The following is an 18,221-nucleotide window of genomic DNA, read 5'->3' as shown; positions in this document are numbered from 1 at the left end:
CAAACCGAATTTGTTAGCACAGGGAGCCTCCCATGCAACACGAAGCACATACACACGGCATCAACATGTCGGCCCTGGGCCGCGACAAGCAGAGCCTGGACCTGGCCCAGGAAACCGTCGCCATCGAAGTGCCCGGCCTGAACCTGTTCTACGGCGAGAAACAGGCACTGTACGACGTCAGCCTGAATATCCCGAAACAGCGCGTCACCGCGTTCATCGGCCCGTCGGGTTGCGGCAAGTCGACCTTGCTGCGCACCTTCAACCGCATGAACGATCTGGTGGACGGCTGCCGCGTCGAAGGTGAAATCAACCTCTACGGCAACAACATCTACCGCAAGGGCGAAGACGTGGCCGAGCTGCGTCGTCGCGTCGGCATGGTGTTCCAGAAGCCTAACCCGTTTCCGAAAACCATCTACGAGAACGTGGTCTACGGCCTGCGCATCCAGGGCATCAACAAAAAGCGCGTCCTCGACGAAGCCGTGGAATGGGCCCTCAAGGGCGCGGCACTGTGGGATGAGGTCAAGGACCGTCTGCATGAGTCGGCCCTGGGCCTGTCCGGTGGTCAGCAGCAGCGCCTGGTGATCGCCCGTACCATCGCCGTGGAGCCGGAAGTGCTGCTGCTCGACGAACCCTGCTCGGCCCTGGACCCGATCTCGACGCTGAAAGTCGAAGAGCTGATCTACGAGCTCAAGTCCAAGTTCACCATCGTCATCGTGACCCACAACATGCAGCAGGCGGCGCGGGTGTCCGACTACACCGCGTTCATGTACATGGGCAAACTGGTGGAATTTGGCGATACCGATACGCTGTTCACCAATCCGGCCAAGAAACAGACCGAAGACTACATCACGGGTCGCTACGGCTAGCCGTAGAGCCGCCAGCGTCAAGCTGCAAGCGGCAAGTAAAAGCGAACCGAGTAACGACACACATCAGCTTGCAGCTTGTAGCTTGCAGCTCACAGCTTTTGCGGAGCAAAACCATGATTTCGAAGGAAGGCCTTACTCACCACATTTCCGCACAGTTCAATGCCGAGCTTGAGGAAGTGCGCAGTCACTTGCTGGCCATGGGCGGGCTGGTGGAAAAGCAGGTCAACGACGCGGTGACCGCGCTGATCGAGGCCGACTCCGGCCTGGCCCAGCAGGTGCGCGAAATCGATGACCAGATCAACCAGATGGAACGCAACATCGACGAAGAGTGCCTGCGTATCCTGGCCCGTCGCCAGCCGGCTGCGTCCGACCTGCGGCTGATCATCAGCATCTCCAAGTCGGTCATCGACCTTGAGCGGATCGGCGACGAAGCCACCAAGATCGCTCGTCGCGCCATCCAGTTGTGCGAAGAAGGCGAAGCGCCGCGTGGTTACGTCGAGGTTCGCCACATTGGCGACCAGGTGCGCAACATGGTTCGCGACGCGCTGGATGCCTTTGCCCGCTTCGACGCCGACCTGGCGTTGTCGGTGGCCCAGTACGACAAGATCATCGATCGCGAATACAAGACCGCCCTGCGCGAGCTGGCGACCTACATGATGGAAGACCCGCGTTCCATCTCCCGGGTGTTGAGCATTATCTGGGTGCTGCGTTCCTTGGAGCGTATCGGCGATCATGCGCGCAACATCTCGGAACTTGTCATCTACCTGGTGCGCGGCACCGATGTGCGCCATATGGGGCTCAAGCGCATGAAGGAAGAAGTTGAGGGCACCCTGTCCGAAACCGCTAATGTTCCGAGCGCAACTGACGATAAGTAAGATTGCCAAGAAAAGCGCCCGGCCTTCTGGTCGGGCTTTTTTTTGGATTTTTTTTCATCGAAAGCAGCACCCCGCGAACGAAAAGTCCCGGCGTGACTGAAGGTTTTTTGGCAATGTGCCATCAGTAAAAGCGGTATGCTTGCCGGGATTTTTTAGAGGTGTATCTGGATGAGTAAGGTCAGTGTGTTGGTCGTGGACGATGCTTCGTTCATTCGTGACCTGGTGAAGAAGTGCCTGCGCAACTACTTCCCGGGCGTGCGTATCGAAGACGCGGTGAACGGCAAGAAAGCCCAGGCCCTGCTGGCTCGCGAGGCGTTCGACCTGGTGCTGTGCGATTGGGAAATGCCGGAAATGTCCGGCCTGGAACTGCTGACCTGGTGCCGCCAGCAGGACAATCTCAAGGGCATGCCGTTCGTGATGGTGACCAGCCGCGGCGACAAGGAAAACGTGGTACAGGCGATCCAGGCCGGCGTTTCCGGCTATGTCAGCAAGCCGTTCACCAACGAGCAGTTGCTGACCAAGGTCAAGCAGGCCCTGCACAAGGTCGGCAAGCTCGACACGCTGATGAACAGCGCTCCGACCAAGATGAACTCGGCGTTCGGCAATGACTCCCTCAGCGCCCTGACGGGCGGCAAGGCTCCGGTGGCGGCGGTTGCGTCGGCGCCAGCGGTAAATCCGTTTGCCAAACCGGCTGCCGCTCCCGCCGCTGCTGCTCCGGCTCGTGGTTTGCTCAACAGCCCACCGGTCAAGGCACCGGTAGCCGCCGCTTCGACGGCCAATCGCGGCCAAGGCCAGTTGCGCCTGTCCAGTGGCACCCAGCAATGCGTGATCAAGGCCCTGAGCCTCAAGGAAGCGCTGCTGGTGGTCAAACGCTCCGACACCCTGCCGCAAGTACTCGAAGGCGCGGTGCTGGACATGGAACAGGGCGACAACGCCGAAACCGCGCGTCTCAACGGCTATTTGCACGCCATCGTCGCCCATGAGCAGACGCCCGACAGCGAATGGCTGCAACTGACGTTCCGCTTCGTCGACAAAGACCCGCAGAAGCTCGACTACATCTCCCGCCTGATCGCCCGCGGCACGGCGCAGAAGCACTTCGTACCGGGCGCTTGATTCGGCGCCTTTGAGTCCGCTATCGCGAGCAGGCTCGCTCCCACAGTGATCTCAGGTGTTCACAAAATTTGTGTCCACAGCAGATCCCCCTGTGGGAGCGAGCCTGCTCGCGATAGGGCCATCAACCTTAACAACAATCACTGATCCAATTTTGAAACATCCGTCGACTACGCTGGTCCATCCCAGCTGCTAGGCTGCTGTACAGGCCTTCATTTATCGACAGAATTCTTGCCCATGCTCGTGCCGTTGCTGTTCGCCTGTGGTCTCGTCCTGGCCGCCACCCCGGCCATGGCCATGACCATCTACAAATCCACCGATGCCAATGGCGTGGTGTCCTATAGCGACCGTCCCAGCAAGGGCGCCCAAGTGTTCGTGTTCCGCGACCGCATGGTCGAACGCCTGGAGCGCCAGGTATTTCTCGATATCAAGAAGCAGAATGGCGCGGACGCGGTGTTCGTGCGCAACGATTTGTACGCGCCGGTGGAGATCGAGTTGAGTTTCGCCGGGCTGCGCAATGTCAGCGGGGCGCCGAGCCGGCCGATTCGTCGGGTGCTGCCGGCACGCAGCAACCTGCGCCTGGCGCTGCTGACGGCTACCCGGCCCGGCCGGCCGCTGGTGTATACCCCAAGGTTCGAATATTCCCTGGGCGACCCTGCAGGCGCCGCCGAGGCCTATCGATACCCGCTGCCTTGGCGCGGCGGGCCATTCCGGCTGAGCCAAGGCGCCAACGGCCAATACAGCCATTACGGCCCGAAGAACCGCTACGCCATGGACATCGCCATGCCCGTCGGCACGCCGATCACCGCCGCGCGGGGAGGCGTGGTGATCAAGACCGAAAACGAACAGACCGGCCGCGGGGACGACCCAGCGGGCAACTTCGTGCGGGTGCTGCACGACGACGGCACCATGGGCGTCTACCTGCACCTGCAGAAAGGTTCGGTGAGCGTACGGGAAGGGCAGCGGGTCGCGGTGGGCACGCCGTTGGCGTTGTCGGGCAATACCGGCAACAGTTCAGGCCCGCACCTGCATTTCGTGGTGCAGCGCAATACCGGGTTGGGGCTGGTGTCGATCCCCTACCAGTTCAATCAACCGGTGGGCGACTTGCCCAACTTTGCGTTGGGCAAGCAGTAGCGCTTTAGATTCGGGAGGCTTTTTGTGGCGAGGGAGCTTGCTCCCGCTCGGCTGCGAAGCAGTCGTCGCTTTTGGGGCCGCTTCGCGACCCAGCGGGAGCAAGCTCCCTCGCCACAGCGGGTTATGCCTTCAACTTGCGGGAAGTTTGATGCTCAATCGAGCATCAACACCTTCGCCAGGATGATCTTCGGCCCTTTCATCTTCTTGATGATGATCCGCAGGCCTTCGACTTCCAGCACCTCTTCCTCTTCCGGCACGCGCTTGAGGGTTTCATAGACCAGCCCGGCCAGGGTTTCGGCTTCGATGTGGTCCAGGTCGATCCCCAGCAGGCGCTCGACCTTGAACAGCGGCGTGTCGCCACGTACCAGCAGCTTGCCCGGCTGGTAGGCCAGGATCCCGCGTTCGGCCTTGCGGTGTTCGTCCTGGATGTCACCTACCAGCACTTCCAACACGTCTTCCATGGTCAGGTAGCCGATGATGTTGCCGTCGGCTTCCTCGACCACGGCGAAGTGCGAGCCGCCCTTGCGGAACTGCTCCAGCAACTGCGACAGCGGCATGTGCCGCGACACGCGCTCCAGCGGCCGGGTCAGTTCGGCCAGGTTGAACGATTCGGGGATGTGGTCCAGGGCCGCCAGTTCCAGAAGCAGGTCCTTGATGTGCAGCAGGCCGACGAACTCCTGGCGCTCGCTGTCGTAAACCGGATAACGGCTGAACTTGTGGCGACGGAACATCGCCAGGATTTCCTTGAGGGGCGCGTTGAACTCCAGCGTCACCAGGTCTTCCCGGGAATTGGCCCAGTCCACCACTTCCAGCTCGCCCATTTCCACGGCCGAGGCCAGCACGCGCATGCCTTGGTCGCTCGGGTCCTGGCCCCGGCTGGAGTGCAGGATCAGCTTCAGTTCTTCGCGGCTGTAATGGTGTTCGTGATGGGGCCCGGGCTCGCCTTGGCCGGCGATGCGCAAGATGGCGTTGGCGCTGGCGTTGAGCAGGTAGATCGCCGGATACATGGCCCAGTAGAACAGGTACAGCGGCACGGCGGTCCACAACGACAGCAGCTCGGGTTTGCGGATGGCCCAGGATTTGGGCGCCAGTTCACCGACCACGATGTGCAGGTACGAAATGATGAAGAACGCGGTGAAGAACGACACGCCTTTGATCACTTCCGGCGACTGCACGCCAATCGCGCCCAGCAACGGCTCGAGGATGTGGGCAAACGCTGGCTCACCGACCCAGCCCAGGCCCAGGGATGCCAGGGTGATACCCAGCTGGCATGCCGACAGGTAAGCGTCGAGCTGGCTGTGGACGGTGCGCAGGATATGCCCGCGCCAGCCGTTCTGCTCGGCGATGGCCTCGACCCGGGTCGAACGCAGCTTGACCATGGCGAATTCGGCCGCAACGAAAAATCCGTTGAGCAGCACCAGGATCAGAGCAAAAAGAATCATGCCGAATTCGGCGAAGAGTGTGACGAGGGACAAGCCAGGGGAAGGGTCCATGATGGGGTTTTGCGGGTTCCAAATAGTCGTAGGAATTGAAAGTGAGCGCCTGAAAAGGCAGGCGCAAGTCAGTCAATGTAGCGGCTGACTCGGCGATTGCCTAGGGGGCGCTTTCAATCAGCGGGGCGAGCGAGGCGTGTGCGAACCACTTGGGCCGGGGCGAAATGGCAGGTAAACGTGCTGCCATGGCCGGGCACGCTGCTGATCTCCATGCGGGCGCGATGGCGCAGCAGGACATGTTTGACAATGGCCAGGCCCAGCCCGGTGCCACCGGTATTGGAGTTGCGGCTGGAGTCGACGCGGTAGAAACGTTCGGTCAGGCGCGGCAGGTGCTTGCTGTCGATGCCGATGCCCGAATCGCGCACGCTCAGGTGCGCGCCTTGCTCGTCGCCCCACCAGCGCACATGGATGCGGCCCTGCTCCGGCGTGTACTTGACCGCGTTGAATACCAGGTTGGAAAACGCACTGCGCAGTTCCGCCTCGCTGCCCTTGAGCTGCACCGCCGGGTCGGCTTCCAGGGTGATGGTCTGCTGCTTGGAACCGGACAGTTCCTGGGCATCTTCGACAATGATTTGCAGCAGGTCGTCGATCGGCACCGGCTGGTTGTCGGACGGGTAATCGGTGGCTTCCAGCTTCGCCAGCAACAACAAGTCGTTGAGCAGGGTCTGCATGCGCCCGCTTTGCTGGTGCATCTGCTGCAAGGCCCGGCTCCAACGCGGGTTCACCTCTTCGACGTTGTCGAGCAGGGTCTCCAGGTAGCCGCAGATCACCGTCAACGGCGTGCGCAATTCGTGGGAAACGTTGGCGATGAAATCCTTGCGCATCTGTTCCAACTGATGGATACGCGTGACGTCGCGCACCAGCATCAAGTGCTCGTTGTTGCCATAGCGGGTGATGTACAGCTGGATACGCAACCGGTCATTGGTGGGCGAAGGGATCTCCAGCGGCTCGGCGTAATTGGCTTGCTCGAAATACTCCTTGAAGCGCGGATGGCGCACCAGATTGGTCACCGGTTGGCCGCTGTCCTGGGGTGTCTTGAGGCCCAACAGGGTCTCGGCAGCGCGGTTCCACCATTCCAGGTTGCCTTCGCTGTCGAGCATGATCACCGCGTCTTTCAGCGCGGCGGTGGATTCCTGGACCCGGTCGATTACCGCCTGCAGGCGCCCGCGAACGCGCTGGTCACGCCGTTGCAGGTGGTAGATGCTGTCGAACACCTCACCCCATAAGCCATAGCCGTCGGGCGGGGCTTCGTCGGGTTGATGCAGGCGCAGCCATTCATGCAGGCGCAGCAATTGCTTGAGTGTCCAGGCCAGGTAAAGCCCCAGGCCCGCGGCCAGGCTCCAGCCGTAATAACCGCTGATCAGGCCGATCAGCAAACAGCCAGTCACCAGCAACAACATGTGGCGAATCAGGGTGCCATGCCAGTTTTGATTCACAAAAAATCCTTGGGAGAAAAGCAGCTCCAAGCTTCAAGCGGCAAGTGAATAGCTACGCGGCTTTAACTTGCCGCTAGTAGCTGAACGCTTGCAGCTGCTCTCAAGCCTTTGTCGAAAAACGATAACCGGTGCCGCGCACGGTTTGTACCAGATTTTCATAGGCATCGCCGAGGGCCTTGCGCAGGCGTCGGATGTGCACGTCCACGGTGCGCTCCTCGACGTAGACGTTGCCGCCCCAGACCTGGTCCAACAGTTGGCCGCGGGTGTAGGCACGTTCCTGGTGAGTCATGAAGAATTGCAGCAGACGGTATTCGGTCGGGCCCATCTCGGCGGGTTTGCCGTCGATGGTCACGCGGTGGCTGATCGGGTCGAGCAGCAGGCCACCGACTTCAATCGGCGCTTCGCCATCGGTCGGTCCGGCGCGTCGCAGCACGGCCTTCAGGCGCGCCACCAGCTCCCGTGGGGAGAACGGCTTGGTGATGTAGTCGTCGGCGCCGACTTCCAGGCCTTGGATCTTGTTGTCCTCTTCGCCCTTGGCGGTGAGCATGATGATCGGAATATCACCGGTCAGCTCGTCGCGCTTGAGCCGTCGCGCCAGTTCGATGCCTGACGTGCCGGGCAGCATCCAGTCCAGCAGGATCAGGTCGGGCTTGCGGTCGACGATGATGGCATGGGCCTGTTGAGAGTTTTCTGCTTCCATGCAGTCATAGCCGGCCATCTCCAACGCAACGGCGATCATCTCGCGGATGGGCGCCTCGTCGTCGACGATCAGAATGCTCCTGCCAACCATGGGGTAATCCTCTTGTCATTTAACTGTCTTGCGCCGCATTAGATAACGGAATTATTGCAGTCGTGTGACAGTTATTTCGTCCTGCGGCAAGGGAGGAGATCCTGGACTACGCTTTTCAGTCCGAATCCTGACAACTACAAAGGAAGGTTTCCATGAAACAAATGACTGTTTCTTTCAAAGCCCTGCTGATGGCAGCTGCTCTGGCCCTGCCTGGGGTTGCGATGGCTGCCGATCCTGCAATGGAGAAGGATGGCATGTTCACCGACCATAAGGGCATGACCCTTTACACCTTCGCCAAAGACTCGGCTGGTAAGTCGGCATGCAATGACAAATGTGCGACTAACTGGCCACCGCTGATGGCTGAGGCGGGTGATAAATCCATGGGCGACTGGACCGTAATCAAGCGCGATGATGGCTCAATGCAGTGGGCCTATCAGGGCATGCCGCTGTACACCTTCGTGATGGACAAGAAGGCCGGAGACATGACCGGCGACGGCAAAATGGACGGCGCCTGGAAAGTGGCCAAGGCTAAATAACGCGTCCCGCTGAGACGCTTTTTTGTGGCGAGGGAGCTTGCTCCCGCTCGGTTGCGCAGCGACCGCAAAAATCTTGGGCCGCTCCGCAGCCCAGCGGGAGCAAGCTCCCTCGCCACAAAGGCTTTCATAAGCCTAGGTTCAATGCTGGCATGAGCCGAAGTTCAGTGCTGGGGCTCGGTTTCAGCGCAACGCGTAATCCAACACAATCCCCACGAAAATCGCCAAGCCGGCCCAATGGTTGTGCAGGAAAGCCTGGAAGCAGCGCATCCGGTCCCTGCCACGGGTGTACCAGAATTCCCAGGCGAAGCACGCGGCCGCGGCCACCAGCCCCAGGTGGAACCAGCCACCCAGTTGGAATTTCGACCCGGCCAACAGCAGGCAACCCAAGGCAAGGCCTTGCAGCGTCAGGATGATCACCCGGTCGGCATCGCCAAACAGGATCGCCGTGGACTTCACGCCGATGCGCAGGTCGTCGTCCCGGTCGGTCATGGCGTAATAGGTGTCGTAGCCCACTGTCCACAGCAAATTGGCGATGTACAGCAACCAGGCGGCCGCCGGCAGATGCCCGGTTTCGGCGGTGAACGCCATCGGCATGCCCCAGGAGAACGCCGCCCCCAGCACCACTTGCGGGTAGTAGGTATAACGCTTCATGAACGGGTAACTGAATGCCAGGGCCAGGCCGCCGAGGGACAGCAGGATGGTCGGTGCATTGGTGCACAACACCAGCAGGAAACTCACGCTCATCAGCACGGCGAAGAACACCAGCGCCTCTTTCGAACTGATCTTGCCGCTCACCAGCGGGCGTTGTTCGGTGCGTTTGACGTGACCGTCCACCTTGCGGTCGGCCCAGTCGTTGATCACGCAGCCGCCAGCACGGGTCAGCACCACACCGAGGATAAAAATCACCACGTTGGCGATGGACGGCGAGCCTTCACCGGCAATCCACAGTGCCCACAACGTCGGCCACAGCAGCAGGTAGATGCCGATGGGCTTGTCCATGCGGGTCAGTTGCACGAAGTCCCATGCCCGTGGGTTCAGGCGATTCAAGGATTTGAGCAGTTGCACATACATCAGCAATTCTCCGAATAGGCGCGGGCGACGGTCCACAAGCGGGGCAGGAAGATTTCCGCCACCAGCACGCTCAACGCACCGCGGTCGAAACGCGAACGGCGACCCCACAGGCCACTGGCGCGTACGTCTTCCGGCAAGCCGGCCTCGGGGTAATGACAAACCTCGATGGCCCGGCGCTGGAACGCCTGGTCGCAAAACAGCAATTCGCCCAGGGAGCGGCTGCCCAACTCGTCCATCTGCAACCCGTCACCCTGCAAGGCGCTGCGCGCCGCCACGCTGCGGGCGAACACCCAGGGCTGGTCGCGACCGCGTAGATACACCTCGCGTACCCAACCCTCGCTGCCCTCGGTCAGGTCCAGCGCGGCACATTCGTCGGCGCGCAATGGCTGCCAGCCTTCGAACAATGGGGTCACGCTGAAATGGCCGTCCGACAGGCGCGTGAGGCGCCGGGTCAGGGAGCCTTCGTCGAACAACCAATCGAGTACACCGGCATCGGGGCGGGGCGACAGCAGGTGCTGGGGCAGCCATTGGAGTGTAGGAAAAATCGAATTTGTATGCGGCACAGAGGTCTTGAATGGCAGCAAATGAGGCCGCGAGCTTACCATGTCGGTCACGGGTTTTGACCGGCCCGGCCTGCTGCCTGCCGATCGTGCTTGCATCTGGCGCGACCGATCAGTACAAAACGGCCCTGAGCCGGAAAATACCGGCCAAGGCCTGACATCTCGAGGAAGTATTGGAATGAAGAAGTGGCAATGTATCGTCTGCGGCCTGATCTACAACGAAGCTGACGGCTGGCCTGACGATGGCATCGCGCCCGGCACTCGCTGGGAAGATGTACCGGCGGACTGGCTGTGCCCGGACTGCGGTGTCGGCAAAATGGATTTCGAAATGATCGAAATCAACTGATCGTTTCATTTAAATGGAGAGCAACATGAGTGCACCTGTCGTCATCGTCGGTACTGGGCTGGCCGGTTATAACCTGGCCCGGGAGTTTCGCAAGCTCGACAGCGAAACCCCGCTGCTGCTGATCACCGCGGACGACGGTCGTTCATACTCCAAGCCGATGCTCTCCACGGGCTTTGGCAAGAACAAAGATGCCGACGGTTTGAGCATGGCTGAACCGGGGGCCATGGCCGAACAACTCCAGGCCGAGGTGCGGACCCACACGCGCATCAGCGGCATCGATCCGGGCCACAAACGGCTGTGGATCGGCGAGGAGGCGGTGAACTACCGCGACCTGATCCTGGCCTGGGGCGCCGAAACCGTGCGCGTGCCGGTACAGGGCGACGCGGCGGACCTGATCTTTCCCATCAACGACCTGGAAGACTATGCGCGCTTCAGGGCTGCGGCCGTCGGCAAGCGCCGGGTGTTGTTGTTGGGTGCCGGTCTGATTGGCTGCGAGTTCGCCAACGACCTGAGCCTGGGGGGCTACGAAGTCGAGTTGATGGCTCCGTGCGAGCAAGTCATGCCGACGCTGCTGCATCCGGCCGCTGCGGCAGCGGTCCAGGCCGGGTTGGAAAGCCTCGGTGCGCGCTTCCACTTGGGCCCTGTGCTCAACCGCTTGCAGAAGGTCGCCGATGGGCTGGAGGCGCACCTGTCCGACGGCCAGGTGATCGCCTGCGACCTGGTGGTCTCGGCCATCGGCCTGCGTCCACGCATCGACCTGGCGGCCGCCGCCGGGCTGGTGGTCAACCGCGGCGTCGTGGTCGATCGTCACCTGAAAACCTCCCACGCCAATATCTACGCCCTGGGCGATTGCGCCGAGGTCGACGGCTTGAACCTGCTGTATGTGATGCCGCTGATGAGCTGCGCCCGGGCCTTGGCCCAAACCCTGGCCGGCAACCCGACTGCCGTCAGTTACGGTGCCATGCCGATTACCGTAAAAACCCCGGTGTGCCCATTGGTCGTGTCGCCGCCACCGCGAGGCAGCGAAGGCGTGTGGAGCGTCGAAGGGCAGGGCGCGGACATCAAGGCACTGTGCCGAGACGCTCAAGGCAATCTGTTGGGCTACGCGCTGACGGGCACGGCAGTGATGGAGAAACTGGCGCTGAACAAGGAGCTTCCAGCCCTGCTGGCGTAAATACTGGTCGTTCTGTCGCAAAAACCCTACTTTTGGTCCCACAAAGGTCTTCCGGACACTGGCGCGGTTTTCGGCACCGTGCCATCCTCACTCCCGTCTGCCGCAGAGTAGAGCCTGCGGCGCCTTAGGGGCTGTTCCAAAGAGAACAGCACGGACATAACAACAAAAAAACCGTCAAAGGGGCTTCATTCATGCGTAAACCAGAACTCGCCGCCGCCATCGCGGAAAAAGCAGACCTCACCAAAGAACAAGCCAACCGCGTCCTCAACGCCGTTCTCGAAGAAATCACCGGCGCCCTGCACCGCAAGGACAGCGTTACCCTGGTGGGCTTCGGCACTTTCCTGCAACGCCACCGCGGCGCCCGCACTGGCAAGAACCCACAAACCGGTGAGCCAGTGAAGATCAAGGCCAGCAACACCGTTGCCTTCAAACCAGGCAAGTTCTTGAAAGACAGCGTTAACCCATAATTGCGACGAGTACCTCGGCCAGGGGGAAGAAAGCAGCAATCGAAAGGGCATACCGATGAATCGGTATGCCCTTTTTTGTGTGGCTTGCAAGCAGTTTGAGACAGCGATGGCTTGGTGCCCGTTATCCGTGGCGAGGGAGCTTGCTCCCGCTGGGTCGCGAAGCGGCCCCAAAAAAGCGACGACTGCTGCGCAGCCGAGCGGGAGCAAGCTCCCTCGTCACAGGTTGGAGATGCCTAAGTGGGAGCGAGCTTGCTCGCGATGGCGTCCGCCTAGTCCGCGGAAGTCTTCGGCTGCGCCAACACCTTCAAGGCCGCCTTGCGCTCGTCGACCGGCAATTTGCCCAGCTGTTCCACCGCCGCGTAAAACCCAACCCAGTCCCCATCCTTCTGCTTGAACAGCGCCGCAAACGCCGGCACCCACTGGTCATACAGCCCGAACGGCAGCAATCGTGCATTGTTCAAGGGCGCATAGACCCAGGCATCGTAGCGTTTGTCGCCTGCCCATTGGGTATCGCGCAGTTGCTCATAGTCGGTGCGCAGGCGTTCGAACTCCGCCGCTTTGCGTTGGCGCATTCCCTCGGCCGGCGAGGGTTGGGCGTAGAGCTTTTCCAGGCGCTGGCGGGTATCGAGGATCAGTTGGATGAACTGGTCGCGCTGGCGCACCTGCTTGCCATTGTCTGGCGCCAGCCCACGACTGGCGCGCCATTGCCGGGTGCCTTCCTGTTCGACGAAGGTGGCGAAGGACTCATTGAATTCGGTGTCGTCCTGTACATAAAACCGTTGGTGCGCCAGTTCATGAAAGATCAGCGTCGCCAGGCGTTCGTCGCCCCAATGCATCATCGAACTCAGGATCGGATCGTCGAACCAGCCCAGCGTCGAATAGGCTTCTACCCCACCGATCGTAACGTCCATGCCCTGCAAGCGCTGCAACGCGGCCTCGCCACGGGCGGCGCCCTGGCTGTAATAACCGCGATAAGCCACGCAACCGGCAATGGGAAAACAATGGTTGTGCGGTGCCAGGGAAAACTCTGGCGTGGCGAAGACGTTCCAGACTACGAACGGCCGGCCAATATCCGCATACAGGCGATAGCTTCGATTGTCCGGTAGATGCAGGTGATTACTGGCGAACGTCCGTGCCTCACGCGCCTGGGCCAAGTGCGCCTTGAGCTGGGCATCGCGGGCGGGGTCGGCAATGACCTGGTCGATAGGCTCGCGGGCCTGCAACAACCGCAGCTGCCCGCCGACGAGTTGGCTGTAGTAACCGGCGCTAGCGCAACCGTTTAGTAACAAAAGCAGGAGGCCTGGAAACAAAATCTGGAAAACACGGTCGAGTAACCGATGGCTTGAACGCGGCCTGATCAATTGGAATCACCCTGGGAAGTCTGCCCACAAGACTATCTCGCTTGCCTGGAGCTTCGCTATGCGCGTGTTGATGCTGACGAGTGGCCTGTTGTTGCTCACCGGTTGTGCCGGCTTGCCTGACCCCGATCCATCCCAAGCGTGGATCGATCTGGGCAATCAGCAGGACACCGCGCTACAGGCGCTGGAAGTCGATGACAAGATGTCCGTCGACCGACGTTATTTCGAAGTGCAACCCGGCAGCCATGAGTTGACGGTGCGCTACCAGTTTGCCGTCGAACCCGGCAACATCGGCCCGGACGCGGAGCCGCTGTGGCGCGATTGCCGGTTGAACCTTAAATTCAAGGATTTCAACGCAGGCCAACGTTACCAGCTACAGGCCGGCAGCATTGGTTTCCGGCCATGGGCCAAGCTTTACGATCAGCAGCGCAAGGTGGTGGGGCAAGGTACGCCGGCGGGCTGCCAACAAACTTGATTGGCGCTATGCTCAGGACCTGGTTTTAAGGAAACTCATCATGCGCTTATCCTTGCTGTTACTGGCCCTGGTCTCCATGAGCGGTTGCGCAACGAGCCCGCTGCCCCAGGTCGACCCGAACATGGCGTGGGTTGATTTTGCTACGCCCATGCCGGGCGGCAAAATGCTGATGGCTGAAAGCCTGGACGGCCAGCGCTTGCGCGACGGACGGTTCTTCCAGGTTTCGCCGGGCAGCCACGAACTGAAAGTGCGCTTCGACTTCGAAGTATTCAGTGGGGGTGGGTTGGGCATGCAGGCCGAACCCCAAGAGCGGATGTGCTACATGCTCGTGCGTTACGACCATTTCGAGGCCGGCCAGCGCTATCGTCTGGAGGCTCGCAACCTGGCATTCACGCCGAGCGCCCGGCTCTATGACGACAAGCGTCAAATCGTCGCCGAGGAACGGCAGATCAATTGCGTTCCGTAGGAATCCCTAGCGGTCGTTCTTCTGGTAGATGATTTTCTTCGTGCCGTTATCGCAACTGCCCACCACCATGTTCTGGTCGTGAACTTCGTCATTGGTGACGATTTCCAGCGTGTAGGACGACACGTTGTTCGCCTGGATCTTCGCTTCGATTTCCCCTTTCAGCTCTTCACAGGATTTGGGAGCCGCAAGGGCTGATGCAGCGAATGCGCAGCCGATGACCACCAGGGCTGATCGTTTCATGTTCGAATTCCTCATGGCAGCACGCACTGCCTGTGCGCTGAAACTGCGGGCTTCATTCGATCATAATTGCGCCAGGGTAAACAGCTCGACCGTGTTCAAGAAATCGCAGCCTTCGACAATGCCTGCGAAGGCTGCGACCCTTTCATGGGTCAGTTCACCAAGGTCGCATCCAGGGTAATCTTGGCGTTCAGCACTTTGGAAACCGGGCACCCCTCCTTGGCTTTCTTGCTCAATTCGTCGAATTGCGCCTGGCTCGCGCCGGGGATTTTCGCCTTGAGTATCAGCTTGACCGCCGTGATCGCGAAACCGCCCTCGACCTGGTCCAGGGTCACTTCAGCGTTGGTGTCGATGCTGTCGGCCTTGAGCCCGGCGTCGCCGAGGATCATCGAAAAGGCCATGGAAAAGCAGCCGGCGTGGGCCGCGCCGATCAATTCCTCGGGGTTGGTGCCCTTGCCGCCTTCGAATCGCGCCTTGAAGCCATAGGGCGCCTCGCGCAACACGCCGGTTTCCGTGGAAATCGAGCCGATACCGGTTTTCAGGTCACCTTCCCAATGAGCCGATGCTTTCTTGATGATAGCCATGTCTGCCTCCTGAAGATCCGGCGCGAACGCCGCGCCTGGGTGTTTTTTAACTGTCTGGGTTGTGAGGATAGACCGCCTGGAAAAGTTCACCTTGTCGATTAGCCGACGAATTTAGTAGGAAATTTCGTCGCAACTATTGAAACTCGGGTATATGCCCACATTGCAATGGCACACACCTTTAGAAACGGCAGGCTTTTACCCGTAGGAAAAGCCCGGAACGCCGTTGGAGATCCCGGCCCATGAAACAGCTGTCCGACGTGAAATTCTCAACCCTCGACCTGGTGCCTGTGCGCGCCGATGGCAATGCCGCTCAATCCTTGCACAACTCGCTGGACTTGGCGCAGCACGTGGAAAAATACGGCTACACCCGCTTCTGGGTGGCCGAACACCACAATATGGACGGTATCGCCAGTTCGGCAACAGCGGTGCTGCTGGGTTATCTGGCGGGGGGCACTTCGACCATTCGCGTCGGTTCCGGTGGCGTCATGCTGCCCAATCACGCACCGTTGATCATCGCCGAACAGTTCGGCACGCTGGAAAGCCTCTATCCGGGTCGAATCGATCTGGGGCTGGGGCGCGCGCCAGGTTCCGACCAGATGACCGCCCGGGCGCTGCGTCGCGAGCGCTCCGGCAGCGCGGACGATTTTCCCGAGGATGTGGCCGAGCTGATGCGCTACCTGGGCCCGCGTACCCCGGATCAACGCATCATCGCCATGCCCGGCACCGGCACCAACGTGCCGGTCTGGCTGCTGGGTTCGAGCCTGTTCAGTGCGCAATTGGCCGGTGAACGCGGTTTGCCCTACGCATTCGCCTCCCATTTCGCACCGCGATATATGCACGAGGCGATTCGCATCTACCGCAACCACTTCAAGCCGTCGGCGGTGCTCGACAAGCCCTATGTGATGCTCGGCGTGCCGCTGGTGGCTGCGGATACCGATGAGCAGGCCGATTACCTGGCGACGTCGGTGTACCAGCGGATCCTGGCGTTGATGCGCGGCCAGAGCCTGGTGCAGCGTCCGCCGGTCGAATCCATGAACGGTCTTTGGTTGCCCCATGAGAAGGAGGCGGTCGGCGATTTCCTGGGGCTGGCCATGGTCGGCGGTCCGCAGAAAATTCGCGCCAAGCTGCAAGTGCTGATCGAGCAGACCCAGGCCGATGAGCTGATTTTTACCAGCGACCTGTATGAGCACGCCGATCGCTTGCACTCCTACGAGTTGCTGGCGCAGGTCATGAAGGGCTGAATCGCGGTCAATAAAAAGCCGACGCTGTGCGTCGGCTTTGAACTGAACGCGCTATCAGCCGCGTTTGTAGACTATTTCTTTCGTACCGCCCTCACAGGTGCCGACGACTTTTGCGTCAGCCGCTGCGCCTTTATCAACGATTTCCAGCGTATAACCTGACACGCCCTTGGCGTCCAGCTTTGCTGCGATTTCGCTTTTCAGCTCTTCGCAGGGTTTGCCGGCCGCAAACGCACCACCGGCAAGGCTCAGCAAACCCAGGGCCACCATCAATTTGTTCATCGCTCGCACTCCTTGGTCGGATCAAATAGGGCAGGTATTGGAAAACGTAATGCGCAGACCATAGCGCATCGCCACTCCCTATGGCACTCCGCCAGCGTGCAAGTTCAAAGAACCTCAGCTATTGGCAATCCGAAAGCCGACCTTGATCGTCACTTGAAAGTGCGCGGCCCGGCCATTTTCGATGTGGCCGCGGGTTTCCGTGACTTCGAACCATTCCAAGTGCTTGAGGCTTTTGCTGGCTTCGGCCAGGGCGTTGTTGATGGCGTCTTCAATGCTGGTGGGAGAGGAACCGACCAGTTCGACCTTTTTGTACGTATGGTGATCACTCATAACGTTCTCCTTGGTTGTCTTTAACAGCCTAGCAGCGATTTTTCGCCTTACATGTGTGGCCGCTCAAGCGGTGAAAGTTCAGATTTACTGCACTTTCCCAAACCGTCGGAGTCCCAATTCACACACGAACTCAACCACTGCAGGAGAGCCACCATGGCCAGCACTTCGTTACGCAAAGCCTCGTTGCAAAGCATGGAAGCGGAGATCGAAAGTCTGCTCAAGTCGTTGGAAAGTCTGAAGGATGACGCTTCGGACGAGTCGCGTAAAACCCTCAAGTCGCTCAAGGCCAATGCCGAAAACGCGCTGAAACATTCTCGCCATCTGCTCAGCGACGCCTATGAAGAGGTCAAGGTGAAAACCCGTGAGACCGGGATCGCCACGCGAGATTACGCGCAGGAACACCCATGGACCACGGCCGGTGTCGCGGTCGGTGCGCTGGGTTTGCTGGCTGCTTACCTGCTGTGCAAACGCGGTGACTGAACCGGTTGGCCCAGCTCATGCCTGAGCCATTGGGCCAATTGTCGAGCGCGCCCGTCCGCGGCGCGCTTGGGTAGCCACAACGCCAGTCGCGCCGCGGTTTCATCAAAGCCCCACGGCGCGACCAGGCGACCGGCGCGAACGTCCTCGGCCACCAGCGGTTCGGGCGCGATCGCCACGCCTAACCCCGCCACGGCGGCTTCCAGTAAATAATATAAATGCTCGAATCCTTGCCCGAACTTCAATGCCTGGGGTTCAAGGTCGTTTTGCCGTGCCCAGGCCGGCCAAGCCTGTGGACGCGAGGTGGTGTGCAGCAACGGTTCATCGAGCAGCCCGCTGGCTGGTGCACCCTGCAACCGAGCGAATCCGGCGTAGTGCGGGCTCATCACGGGACCGATCCGTTCGCTCACCAGTTCGTACACCTGCATGTCGGCCGGCCAGGGTGGCTCGGCGAATACCAACAAGGCGTCTAATCCCGGTCGCCTGGGGTCCAGGTCGCCTTCGCCGGCGGACAGGTGCAAGCGCAAATCCGGCAGGTCAGCATTGAGCCTGCCCAGGCGAGGAATAAACCAACGCGCCAGCAGGCTTCCCGAGCAGCCCAGTACAAACGGGGCGTCTGCCGTACGTTGTGTCAGCTCCGCGCAAACACCGCGTAAACGCTCGAACGCATCGGTGCTGGCGTCCCGCAGGCGCACGCCGGCATCTGTGAGTTTAAGGCCGCGCCCGTCCTTGATGAACAAGCTGATGCCCAGATGCTCTTCCAACACCTTCAACTGTCGACTTACAGCGCCATGAGTGACGTGCAGCTGTTCGGCCGCCTGGCTTACGCTGTTCAGGCGGGCGGTGGCCTCGAAGGCGCGCAAGGCGTTGAGGGGGGGCAGGTCGTGGCTCATTTTATTTGTGAGTTTTCCTGACA

General features: G+C 60.5%; 23 protein-coding genes. 12 read left to right on the top strand and 11 right to left on the bottom strand.

What is annotated here, in order from left to right:
- Positions 1-32: 32 nt before the first annotated feature.
- The 4 genes from pstB (at position 33) to M1D99_RS29400 (ending at position 3,985) form a co-directional block, all read left to right on the top strand.
- The gene (gene pstB, locus M1D99_RS29415; RefSeq protein ID WP_053127038.1) at positions 33-866 is read left to right on the top strand and encodes a phosphate ABC transporter ATP-binding protein PstB; all 834 of its coding nucleotides are present in this window, start codon (positions 33-35) and stop codon (positions 864-866) included.
- 113 nt (positions 867-979) lie between these two features.
- Positions 980-1,741 carry a phosphate signaling complex protein PhoU gene (gene phoU / locus M1D99_RS29410; protein WP_434573238.1) on the top strand — a complete coding sequence of 254 codons (762 nt, stop codon included), beginning with the start codon at positions 980-982 and terminating at the stop codon, positions 1,739-1,741.
- 168 nt (positions 1,742-1,909) lie between these two features.
- Positions 1,910-2,854, top strand: coding sequence for a response regulator (locus M1D99_RS29405; RefSeq protein ID WP_434573236.1), 945 nt, complete (start codon positions 1,910-1,912; stop codon positions 2,852-2,854).
- A 234-nt stretch (positions 2,855-3,088) separates the two neighbouring features.
- Positions 3,089-3,985, top strand: a complete 897-nt coding sequence (locus M1D99_RS29400) for a peptidoglycan DD-metalloendopeptidase family protein (protein WP_434573234.1) — start codon at positions 3,089-3,091, stop codon at positions 3,983-3,985.
- A gap of 152 nt (positions 3,986-4,137) precedes the next feature.
- Here M1D99_RS29400 and M1D99_RS29395 read toward each other — a convergent pair whose 3' ends face one another.
- The 3 genes from M1D99_RS29395 to phoB form a co-directional block, all read right to left on the bottom strand.
- A complete protein-coding gene (locus M1D99_RS29395; protein ID WP_186708230.1) occupies positions 4,138-5,478 on the bottom strand; it encodes a hemolysin family protein in 1,341 nt (446 codons plus the stop codon).
- Positions 5,479-5,591: 113 nt separating this feature from the next.
- On the bottom strand, positions 5,592-6,878 hold the full coding sequence (phoR, locus tag M1D99_RS29390; RefSeq protein ID WP_189674362.1) for a phosphate regulon sensor histidine kinase PhoR: 1,287 nt from the start codon (positions 6,876-6,878) through the stop codon (positions 5,592-5,594).
- A gap of 136 nt (positions 6,879-7,014) precedes the next feature.
- On the bottom strand, positions 7,015-7,704 hold the full coding sequence (gene phoB, locus M1D99_RS29385; protein WP_003177195.1) for a phosphate regulon transcriptional regulator PhoB: 690 nt from the start codon (positions 7,702-7,704) through the stop codon (positions 7,015-7,017).
- A gap of 152 nt (positions 7,705-7,856) precedes the next feature.
- On the opposite strand from phoB, the gene M1D99_RS29380 reads away from it, so the two are divergent.
- Entirely contained in the window at positions 7,857-8,240 is a 384-nt protein-coding gene (locus M1D99_RS29380) for a COG4315 family predicted lipoprotein (RefSeq protein WP_434573232.1), read from the top strand.
- Positions 8,241-8,420: 180 nt separating this feature from the next.
- On the opposite strand, the gene ubiA is transcribed toward M1D99_RS29380, so the two are convergent.
- Both ubiA and M1D99_RS29370 read right to left on the bottom strand, forming a co-directional pair.
- Complete coding sequence (gene ubiA / locus M1D99_RS29375; protein WP_186708224.1) at positions 8,421-9,311, bottom strand: 4-hydroxybenzoate octaprenyltransferase; 891 nt, start codon at positions 9,309-9,311, stop codon at positions 8,421-8,423.
- Positions 9,311-9,874 (bottom strand): chorismate lyase, encoded by a 564-nt coding sequence (locus M1D99_RS29370; RefSeq protein WP_186708222.1) that lies wholly within the window; start codon positions 9,872-9,874, stop codon positions 9,311-9,313. Before M1D99_RS29370 ends, ubiA begins: the two co-directional genes overlap by 1 nt.
- A 175-nt stretch (positions 9,875-10,049) precedes the next feature.
- Here M1D99_RS29370 and M1D99_RS29365 point away from each other — a divergent pair, with 175 nt between their 5' ends.
- From M1D99_RS29365 to M1D99_RS29355, 3 genes are all read left to right on the top strand, one after another.
- Positions 10,050-10,217: a rubredoxin gene (locus tag M1D99_RS29365; RefSeq protein WP_003177199.1), complete on the top strand. Its 168-nt coding sequence runs from the start codon at positions 10,050-10,052 to the stop codon at positions 10,215-10,217.
- A gap of 25 nt (positions 10,218-10,242) precedes the next feature.
- A complete protein-coding gene (locus tag M1D99_RS29360; protein ID WP_458131203.1) occupies positions 10,243-11,391 on the top strand; it encodes an NAD(P)/FAD-dependent oxidoreductase in 1,149 nt (382 codons plus the stop codon).
- 191 nt (positions 11,392-11,582) lie between these two features.
- Entirely contained in the window at positions 11,583-11,858 is a 276-nt protein-coding gene (locus M1D99_RS29355) for an HU family DNA-binding protein (protein ID WP_003177201.1), read from the top strand.
- A gap of 269 nt (positions 11,859-12,127) precedes the next feature.
- On the opposite strand, the gene M1D99_RS29350 is transcribed toward M1D99_RS29355, so the two are convergent.
- The gene (locus M1D99_RS29350; RefSeq protein ID WP_434573228.1) at positions 12,128-13,219 is read right to left on the bottom strand and encodes an aminopeptidase; all 1,092 of its coding nucleotides are present in this window, start codon (positions 13,217-13,219) and stop codon (positions 12,128-12,130) included.
- A 58-nt stretch (positions 13,220-13,277) separates the two neighbouring features.
- Between M1D99_RS29350 and M1D99_RS29345 the strand changes: the two genes are divergently transcribed.
- Positions 13,278-13,691 carry a PA0061/PA0062 family lipoprotein gene (locus M1D99_RS29345; RefSeq protein ID WP_186708216.1) on the top strand — a complete coding sequence of 138 codons (414 nt, stop codon included), beginning with the start codon at positions 13,278-13,280 and terminating at the stop codon, positions 13,689-13,691.
- Between the two features lie 40 nt (positions 13,692-13,731).
- Positions 13,732-14,157 (top strand): PA0061/PA0062 family lipoprotein, encoded by a 426-nt coding sequence (locus M1D99_RS29340; protein WP_186708214.1) that lies wholly within the window; start codon positions 13,732-13,734, stop codon positions 14,155-14,157.
- A gap of 6 nt (positions 14,158-14,163) precedes the next feature.
- On the opposite strand, the gene M1D99_RS29335 is transcribed toward M1D99_RS29340, so the two are convergent.
- Together M1D99_RS29335 and M1D99_RS29330 are read right to left on the bottom strand one after the other, a co-directional pair.
- Entirely contained in the window at positions 14,164-14,397 is a 234-nt protein-coding gene (locus M1D99_RS29335; RefSeq protein ID WP_186708212.1) for a DUF1161 domain-containing protein, read from the bottom strand.
- Positions 14,398-14,546: 149 nt separating this feature from the next.
- On the bottom strand, positions 14,547-14,978 hold the full coding sequence (locus M1D99_RS29330; RefSeq protein ID WP_434573225.1) for an OsmC family protein: 432 nt from the start codon (positions 14,976-14,978) through the stop codon (positions 14,547-14,549).
- Between the two features lie 239 nt (positions 14,979-15,217).
- On the opposite strand from M1D99_RS29330, the gene M1D99_RS29325 reads away from it, so the two are divergent.
- Positions 15,218-16,219 (top strand): LLM class flavin-dependent oxidoreductase, encoded by a 1,002-nt coding sequence (locus M1D99_RS29325; protein ID WP_434573223.1) that lies wholly within the window; start codon positions 15,218-15,220, stop codon positions 16,217-16,219.
- 54 nt (positions 16,220-16,273) lie between these two features.
- On the opposite strand, the gene M1D99_RS29320 is transcribed toward M1D99_RS29325, so the two are convergent.
- Together M1D99_RS29320 and M1D99_RS29315 are read right to left on the bottom strand one after the other, a co-directional pair.
- On the bottom strand, positions 16,274-16,498 hold the full coding sequence (locus M1D99_RS29320) for a DUF1161 domain-containing protein (RefSeq protein WP_434573221.1): 225 nt from the start codon (positions 16,496-16,498) through the stop codon (positions 16,274-16,276).
- Between the two features lie 114 nt (positions 16,499-16,612).
- Entirely contained in the window at positions 16,613-16,828 is a 216-nt protein-coding gene (locus tag M1D99_RS29315) for a dodecin (protein ID WP_003177209.1), read from the bottom strand.
- 153 nt (positions 16,829-16,981) lie between these two features.
- Here M1D99_RS29315 and M1D99_RS29310 point away from each other — a divergent pair, with 153 nt between their 5' ends.
- Positions 16,982-17,308, top strand: coding sequence for a DUF883 family protein (locus M1D99_RS29310; protein ID WP_053127069.1), 327 nt, complete (start codon positions 16,982-16,984; stop codon positions 17,306-17,308).
- Here M1D99_RS29310 and M1D99_RS29305 read toward each other — a convergent pair.
- Positions 17,281-18,198: a LysR family transcriptional regulator gene (locus M1D99_RS29305; protein ID WP_458131202.1), complete on the bottom strand. Its 918-nt coding sequence runs from the start codon at positions 18,196-18,198 to the stop codon at positions 17,281-17,283. The genes M1D99_RS29310 and M1D99_RS29305 overlap by 28 nt on opposite strands.
- Positions 18,199-18,221: the final 23 nt, after the last annotated feature.

It is taken from the genome of Pseudomonas sp. R3-41 (genome assembly GCF_054161485.1).
This window is presented reverse-complemented; position numbering and strand designations above follow the sequence as displayed.

What these genes read in the sequence shown, in the direction of transcription:
- M1D99_RS29365 (WP_003177199.1), top strand. Translation starts at nt 10,050, where the DNA reads ATGAAGAAGTGGCAATGTATCGTCTGCGGCCTGATCTACAACGAAGCT.
- M1D99_RS29315 (WP_003177209.1), bottom strand. Translation starts at nt 16,828, where the DNA reads ATGAGTGATCACCATACGTACAAAAAGGTCGAACTGGTCGGTTCCTCT.
- M1D99_RS29395 (WP_186708230.1), bottom strand. Translation starts at nt 5,478, where the DNA reads ATGGACCCTTCCCCTGGCTTGTCCCTCGTCACACTCTTCGCCGAATTC.
- ubiA (WP_186708224.1), bottom strand. Translation starts at nt 9,311, where the DNA reads ATGTATGTGCAACTGCTCAAATCCTTGAATCGCCTGAACCCACGGGCA.
- M1D99_RS29335 (WP_186708212.1), bottom strand. Translation starts at nt 14,397, where the DNA reads ATGAAACGATCAGCCCTGGTGGTCATCGGCTGCGCATTCGCTGCATCA.
- M1D99_RS29320 (WP_434573221.1), bottom strand. Translation starts at nt 16,498, where the DNA reads ATGAACAAATTGATGGTGGCCCTGGGTTTGCTGAGCCTTGCCGGTGGT.
- M1D99_RS29400 (WP_434573234.1), top strand. Translation starts at nt 3,089, where the DNA reads ATGCTCGTGCCGTTGCTGTTCGCCTGTGGTCTCGTCCTGGCCGCCACC.
- M1D99_RS29340 (WP_186708214.1), top strand. Translation starts at nt 13,732, where the DNA reads ATGCGCTTATCCTTGCTGTTACTGGCCCTGGTCTCCATGAGCGGTTGC.
- phoB (WP_003177195.1), bottom strand. Translation starts at nt 7,704, where the DNA reads ATGGTTGGCAGGAGCATTCTGATCGTCGACGACGAGGCGCCCATCCGC.
- M1D99_RS29360 (WP_458131203.1), top strand. Translation starts at nt 10,243, where the DNA reads ATGAGTGCACCTGTCGTCATCGTCGGTACTGGGCTGGCCGGTTATAAC.
- pstB (WP_053127038.1), top strand. Translation starts at nt 33, where the DNA reads ATGCAACACGAAGCACATACACACGGCATCAACATGTCGGCCCTGGGC.
- M1D99_RS29355 (WP_003177201.1), top strand. Translation starts at nt 11,583, where the DNA reads ATGCGTAAACCAGAACTCGCCGCCGCCATCGCGGAAAAAGCAGACCTC.
- M1D99_RS29305 (WP_458131202.1), bottom strand. Translation starts at nt 18,198, where the DNA reads ATGAGCCACGACCTGCCCCCCCTCAACGCCTTGCGCGCCTTCGAGGCC.
- phoU (WP_434573238.1), top strand. Translation starts at nt 980, where the DNA reads ATGATTTCGAAGGAAGGCCTTACTCACCACATTTCCGCACAGTTCAAT.
- phoR (WP_189674362.1), bottom strand. Translation starts at nt 6,878, where the DNA reads ATGTTGTTGCTGGTGACTGGCTGTTTGCTGATCGGCCTGATCAGCGGT.
- M1D99_RS29380 (WP_434573232.1), top strand. Translation starts at nt 7,857, where the DNA reads ATGAAACAAATGACTGTTTCTTTCAAAGCCCTGCTGATGGCAGCTGCT.
- M1D99_RS29345 (WP_186708216.1), top strand. Translation starts at nt 13,278, where the DNA reads ATGCGCGTGTTGATGCTGACGAGTGGCCTGTTGTTGCTCACCGGTTGT.
- M1D99_RS29405 (WP_434573236.1), top strand. Translation starts at nt 1,910, where the DNA reads ATGAGTAAGGTCAGTGTGTTGGTCGTGGACGATGCTTCGTTCATTCGT.
- M1D99_RS29310 (WP_053127069.1), top strand. Translation starts at nt 16,982, where the DNA reads ATGGCCAGCACTTCGTTACGCAAAGCCTCGTTGCAAAGCATGGAAGCG.
- M1D99_RS29330 (WP_434573225.1), bottom strand. Translation starts at nt 14,978, where the DNA reads ATGGCTATCATCAAGAAAGCATCGGCTCATTGGGAAGGTGACCTGAAA.
- M1D99_RS29325 (WP_434573223.1), top strand. Translation starts at nt 15,218, where the DNA reads ATGAAACAGCTGTCCGACGTGAAATTCTCAACCCTCGACCTGGTGCCT.